5 protein-coding genes are annotated in these 6,282 nt (G+C 38.9%); all 5 read right to left on the reverse strand.

The features are described 5' to 3' along the window. Positions 1-133: 133 nt before the first annotated feature. Positions 134-772: a bifunctional 4-hydroxy-2-oxoglutarate aldolase/2-dehydro-3-deoxy-phosphogluconate aldolase gene (locus P9E47_RS08575; protein ID WP_326163145.1), complete on the reverse strand. Its 639-nt coding sequence runs from the start codon at positions 770-772 to the stop codon at positions 134-136. A 20-nt stretch (positions 773-792) separates the two neighbouring features. Next, positions 793-1,803 (reverse strand): zinc-binding alcohol dehydrogenase family protein, encoded by a 1,011-nt coding sequence (locus P9E47_RS08580; protein ID WP_326163148.1) that lies wholly within the window; start codon positions 1,801-1,803, stop codon positions 793-795. Between the two features lie 82 nt (positions 1,804-1,885). After that, entirely contained in the window at positions 1,886-3,415 is a 1,530-nt protein-coding gene (locus P9E47_RS08585) for a tagaturonate reductase (protein WP_003331649.1), read from the reverse strand. An 11-nt stretch (positions 3,416-3,426) separates the two neighbouring features. Next, complete coding sequence (locus tag P9E47_RS08590) at positions 3,427-4,935, reverse strand: UxaA family hydrolase (protein WP_326163149.1); 1,509 nt, start codon at positions 4,933-4,935, stop codon at positions 3,427-3,429. A 21-nt stretch (positions 4,936-4,956) separates the two neighbouring features. Then, positions 4,957-6,240: a TRAP transporter large permease gene (locus tag P9E47_RS08595; protein WP_035194124.1), complete on the reverse strand. Its 1,284-nt coding sequence runs from the start codon at positions 6,238-6,240 to the stop codon at positions 4,957-4,959. Positions 6,241-6,282 lie beyond the last annotated feature (42 nt).

Raw genomic sequence — 6,282 nt, forward strand, 5'->3', positions numbered from 1 at the left:
ATAGAATCATCCTCAAAATACCTAAAACCTATACGAAATGTCATATTAAATCCAATAAATAAAAAAAGCACAAGAGATCATAAGCAAAATCCCTTGTGCAAAACCCCAAAGTAACCAAATTCCTAAAATTAAATTACTTCATATTCATTTTAGCTTTTTGATATTCCTCAACAAACTTTCTTGCCGTTGCTGCAATTTCTTCTTCTGTATCATAATTGTATAGTGCTCCGCCTACGCCTACACATACTGCACCGCTTTTTACATAGTCACCGATATTATTCAAATTAATACCACCAGTAGGCATTAGCGGAATATGTCCTAGAGGTCCTTTTACATTTTTCAGATAAGAAGGACCTAAATTATCTGCTGGGAAAACTTTCACTAAATCTGCCCCGGCTTCATAGGCAGTCAATATTTCCGTTGGTGTCATCGCACCTACCCCAATAAAACAGCCATAGCGCTTGGCAACGTCGATCGCACTTTTTGAAACAACTGGGGTTACGATAAAGTCAACACCTGCATTAATAGCTTCCTTCGCAGTCTCACCATCCAAAACGGTACCGGCACCAATAAGTATTTCACCATTAAAGTGCTCCTTAACCGTTTGGATTGCCTCGAGACCACCATTATCCTCAACTGTAATTTCAACAGCTGTTATCCCCGCAGACTTCAATCCGGAAACAATAGATACAACCTTCTCTGGTGTCATCTTACGCATGACTACGACAACGCCAGATTCCATTAAACGTTGAAAAATTTGATATTTTTCCATTCAAAAAATTCCTTTCATCACTATTCAAGGACGATTAACGCTTTATTGGTATTGAAACTTTTAGCTTCAAAATATGAAACTGCATCATCAAAATTAATCTTATGAGTAATATAAGACGCTGCGTTTACTTTTCCATCTTTAACAGACTGAATAACATATTCAAAATCTTCTTTAGTCGCATTTCTGCTTCCCATTAAAGTTAGTTCCTTCGCATGAAAGTCTGGGTCGTTGAAAGTGATTGTATCTTTCACAAGCCCTACATAAACGACCTTCCCGCCATGGCATACATAATCAAATGCATTCGTCATCGAAAATTTATTTCCAGTTGCATCCATAACTACAGTTGGAAGCCAGCCGTCATTCACAGCTTTTAATTCTTCAACAGCCGCATCAGATGCTTTGACTGCAAAATCACAACCTGCCCATTCTTTGCAGGCCTGTAAACGTTCTTCATTAATGTCCATAATGATTGTTTTCGCGCCTTGAAGCTTGGCAAATCTTGCTGCCCCCATCCCAATCGGTCCTGCACCAACAATCAATACTGTTTCACCTTCACGAATATCAGCTCTTCTTACTGCATGGGCACCGATACATAACGGTTCAATTACCGCCGCTTCTTCTAGAGATAATTCGTTTACTTTAAAAACATGGCTTTCCGGAAGGACTAAATGTTCAGTCATTCCTCCATCTATATGAACGCCAAGAACCTTCATATTAGTGCAGCAATTTGTTTTACCATTTTTACAAGAGATACATTCTCCACAATGCATATAAGGAATAACAGAGATTAGATCACCTGCTTCAACCTTTGTTACATGGGCACCAACACGTTCAACAACGGCTGATAATTCATGACCAAGAACTCTTGGATAGGCAAAAAATGGCTGGTTTCCGCCATAAGCATGAATATCTGTACCACAAATTCCTATTCTTTTTACCGCTACTAATACTTCATTATCAGCAATGACTGAAGGTCTTTCTTGTTCAATCATTTTCATTTCGCCAGGCTGTTGACATACGATCGTTTTCAACTTTTACATCTCCCGTTAGTAAAATAAGAAACTGGAGGGACTGTACAAAATTTGGAACAGCAGAACCGCCCCCCTGTTTCACTTATTGTTCAATGAATTCTAAAGTTTTTTTCATTCCTAATTCTTGAAGCATCATAATATGTTTCGCAATAAATATTGAAAGCCCCTCTGCTTCTGATAACGTCTTTTCACCCAGCAAGTCATTAACAACAAGTTCTTTCACCAATTTAGTTGTACACTCCGTCGTTCCATCATATTTCTCCCAAAATTCACGGAATTTCGAAATAACGTCATGGCTGTCCCTAATTTCATACAATCCATTAGGACCATGTCCAAAAAACTTGTTTGCTTCCTTATCGTCTTCGACTACCTTATAAAAAGAAGTTAAAGCTGCCAGGCTGAAAGCCAGTCTTTTCGGATATGCCCCCTCTGCTTCTTTAAAAGCCAGTAAGCTTGGCATAACCCTTGTTCGATATTTTGAATATCCATTTAAACTAATATCCAACAATCGATGATGCAGAAACGGATTCAAGAAACGGTCAATGATATCATGAATATATTGACTAGAGCTTTCCTTTTCCTTCGGCTGTAATGTTGAACTTATTTCTTCCATCATCGCATGAATTATGAAATTACCGAGTAAATCATCTTTAATCCCCTCTCTTACCGTTTCAACCCCATACAAAATTCCGCAGGAGGCAAGGAGCGTGTGAGGTGCATTTAACAATTTTACCTTTAATTCACGGTACGAAGTGATATCATCGAAATAAACATTTAATCCAGCTTTTTTAAAAGGAAGCTTTTCTTGTAGTTCAGTTGGTCCATCAATAACAAACAAATGATAGGGTTCTGCAACTGTCATTAATTCGTCCTGATAGCCAAGACGATCCGCTAATTGTTGCTCTTCGCCATGCGGAAAACCTGTTACGATCCTGTCCACAAGTGTATTGCAAAACGAACACTCATTTTCAACCCATGTCCAAAATGACTCCGGAAGTCCCCAATTCAATGTAAGCTTTTTGCAAAGCTCCTTTAAAACAACCCCATTATTCTCTACTAATTCGCAAGGAATAATCATCCAGCCACGGCCCTTTTCACCGTTAAAAATTGTATAACGGTGGAATAGCAGTGACACAAGTTTGCCTGGAAATGATAGAGGGGAAGCAGCTTCGTCAAAACTCTCATCAACATATTGCAGCCCTGCTTCTGTTGTATTAGAAAATACAAATTCAATGTCAGGAGATTCCGCTACCTTTAGAGCCTCTTCCCAATCTGAATAAGGGTTGATGCCTCTACTTATGGAATCAATTACATCAATCTTTTCGACAGTAGTCCCTTGGTAAATCCCTCTTTGGATAAGGGTATACAAGCAGTCTTGGCGATTCAGCTTCGGTACAACCTTCCCTCTAGGGGTTGGCTGAAGAGCAACAACACGGCCTTGAAACTCCCCAACCTTATTCATTTCGAAAAACATCCAATCAATGAATCCTCTTAAAAAGTTTCCTTCCCCAATTTGCAACACACGTTCAGGATAAGAGGATGATGGAAGTCCGTTAGCAAAACCAGTTTCTAATAGAGTTTTTTTATTTAATAATGACGAAGTATTAGACATTTACTCATCTCCTACATGGTTACGCCATCTTTAAAAATGGCTATTTCTTTGTAACCATAAAGTTCATTGTTAGTCTGTTTTCTTCCAGAAGCTACGTCAATAATATACTGGAAAAATTGTTCTGATAATTCTTCCATAGTAGTGCCTTCTACTAACTGACCGGCGTTGAAATCTATCCATCTTTTTTTCTTTTCTGCAAGTGCCGTATTCGTTGCGACTTTGACAGTTGGTGTTGGGCCTCCAAATGGAGTACCTCTTCCTGTTGTAAATAAGACGATTTGGCAGCCGGTTGCTGCCAAGCCAGTTACCGATACCAGATCATTGCCGGGACCTTGAAGAAGACTTAAGCCCTTTTCAGTTACACGGCCTCCGTATTCAAGGATATCATTAACGGGAGAAAATCCACCCTTTTGAACACAGCCTAACGACTTTTCTTCTAGTGTTGTAATACCGCCTGCTTTGTTTCCAGGTGACGGATTTTCATAAACCGGCTGGTCATATTTAATAAAGTACTTTTTAAAATTATTAATTAAGTCTACGATTTTAGTAAATGTTTCTTCATCTTTGGCGCGGTCCATTAAAATCGTTTCCGCACCAAACATCTCAGGTACTTCTGTTAAAACTGTACTTCCTCCATAAGAAATCAGCTTATCAGAGAATACGCCAAGCAGTGGATTGGCTGTAATACCGGAAAGCCCGTCAGAACCACCACATTTTAACCCAATCTTCAGGGAAGAAACCGGAACCGCTTCTCGTTTGATTCGACCAGCGTACTCTGCGAGCTCCTCAAGGATTGCAAGACCTTCTTCAAACTCATCCTCAACCTGCTGCACAGCAAGGAATTTTACGCGATTTGGATTGTATTCACCAATCACATTTTTAAATAGATCAATATAATTATTTTCGCAGCCAAGTCCTAAAACGAGTACACCGCCTGCATTTGGATGATGAATTAGATTTGCTAATATTTTTTGGGTATAAACTAAATCATCACCTAGCTGCGAGCAGCCATATGGGTGAGCAAAATGACTAAAGCCATCGATATTGTCTACCTTTATTGAACGCTCCGCCATTTTCACAAGGTTTTCGGCCACCTTGTTAATGCAGCCTACAGTATTAATAACCCAAATTTCATTACGCACCCCTACATCGCCATTTTCACGGCGATACCCCATAAACGTAGGGCTTACTTTATCATTGGTTGAGCTTAGTTGATTATTTGTAGGATTAAAGGTATATTCAAGTTCACCCTTTAAATTTGTTTTTACGTTATGCGTATGAACAAATTCACCAGGATCAATATCTTCCTCGGCATGGCCAATCGGAAATCCAAACTTAATTATATTGGATCCCTTTTTAATAGGTTTGCATGCTACCTTATGACCTCTGGAAATATCCTCTTTAAGGGTGACCCGTATACCACTTATTGTTAATTCGTCACCTTTTTTCATATCAGCCAAACAGATCCAGACATTATCATCAGGATGAATTTGAGTGACATTTAGGACTGCATTATTCATTAGAAAAGACTCCCCCTGTTACTAGAATAGTAGATTTGGCAAGAACATAGAGATACTTGGAACGAACGCCATTAATAACGCTGCAATAATTAGTATTACTAAGAACGGCCAGCTTTCTTTTACGAATTCCTCTACCTTCGTACCGGTAACGGCACAAGTTACGAACATGATTGTACCAAGCGGTGGTGTCATTGTACCTATACTTAAACAGATAATGAAGAAGATTCCGAAATGGACGGGATCAATCCCATATTGCATCAGCATTGGCATAAATAATGGTGTTAAGATAATAATAGAAACGTTGCCTTCAACGAACATACCCACAATTAATAAGAAGACTAGAACTACAATGAAGAACATTGTTGGAGAAGCAATATTTCCAACCATTAATTCTGTCATCTTTTGAGGAACCTGCTCCAAGGTTAATGCCCATCCAAACGCAGAGCCTGCCCCAATGATAATAAGAATGGAGGCTGCTGTATGAGCAGTTTCCAATAAAGCCTGCATTAAATGCTTGATTTTCATTTCACGGTATACTAACAATCCAAGAATTAACGCATACAATACCGCAATTGCTCCTGCTTCTGTTGCACTGAATATTCCCATACGGATTCCACCGATAATAATAACCGGTAAAATTAGAGCCAGGATGGCATCTTTAAAGGAAGATAGAAACTCCTTCATTGTGATTTTCTTTTTATTATCGGTTTCAAGATGGTGCTTCTTTGCGTAGAAATAAATATAAATCATGTACATGATACACAAAGCCACGCCTGGTAATACCCCTGCTAAAAACAGTTTTCCAATTGAAACATTTCCAACATAGCCGTACATGATCATTGCAACACCCGGAGGGATAATCGGTGTAATCAATGCTGCCGCACCAGTTAAGGTTGTTGCGAATGCTTTTGAATATCCTTTTTTCTCCATTTCAGGCACGATCATTTTTGCCTGCATTGCCGCTTCTGCTAAGTTCGAACCACTAATACCACCCATTAATGTTGCAAGTACAACGTTAACCTGAGCCAGCGCTCCTGGTAACGGACGAGTAATAACTTCAGCAAATTTTAACATTCTGGATGTAATCCCTGTATAATTCATTAAAATACCAGCGGTGATAAAGAAAACAATCGCAAGAAGGGGAACCGATTCTAATCCACCAATGATCCTTTGTATCATGACTGTTATCGTAAAGCTATCATTAAAGAAGAAATAAACCGATGTACTCACTATTAATGCAAATGCGATAGGTACATTAATTAAAAATAGAACTAGTAAAACGATAAGCATCAATGTTAATGCCATTAGTTAACACCCCCCTCTTTTCCATTGTCAGATTTGAACGAG

The organism is Schinkia azotoformans, from assembly GCF_035811335.1.
Classification (GTDB): Bacteria; Bacillota; Bacilli; order Bacillales; family Bacillaceae_J; genus Schinkia; species Schinkia azotoformans.